This window comes from Planococcus circulans, from assembly GCF_020023385.1.
In the GTDB taxonomy this organism is placed as follows: domain Bacteria; phylum Bacillota; class Bacilli; order Bacillales_A; family Planococcaceae; genus Planococcus.
In genome coordinates, this window is sequence record NZ_JAIQCL010000034.1 from 1 (window position 1) to 448 (window position 448).

The 448-nt window shown below is 55.8% G+C and carries 1 rRNA gene; it reads left to right on the forward strand.

Annotation, left to right across the window (positions count from 1 at the left end):
• Window positions 1–448, forward strand: a 23S ribosomal RNA gene (locus tag K8U60_RS18950); the annotation flags it as partial.

Sequence of the window (448 nt, forward strand, 5' to 3'; positions counted from 1 at the left end):
CAGGCTTATCTCCCCCAAGAGTCCACATCGACGGGGAGGTTTGGCACCTCGATGTCGGCTCATCGCATCCTGGGGCTGTAGTCGGTCCCAAGGGTTGGGCTGTTCGCCCATTAAAGCGGTACGCGAGCTGGGTTCAGAACGTCGTGAGACAGTTCGGTCCCTATCCGTCGCGGGCGCAGGAAATTTGAGAGGAGCTGTCCTTAGTACGAGAGGACCGGGATGGACACACCGCTGGTGTACCAGTTGTTCTGCCAAGGGCATCGCTGGGTAGCTATGTGTGGCCGGGATAAGTGCTGAAAGCATCTAAGCACGAAGCCCCCCTCAAGATGAGATTTCCCATTGCGCAAGCAAGTAAGATCCCTCAAAGACGATGAGGTAGATAGGTTCGAGGTGGAAGCGTGGCGACACGTGCAGCTGACGAATACTAATCGATCGAGGACTTAACCAA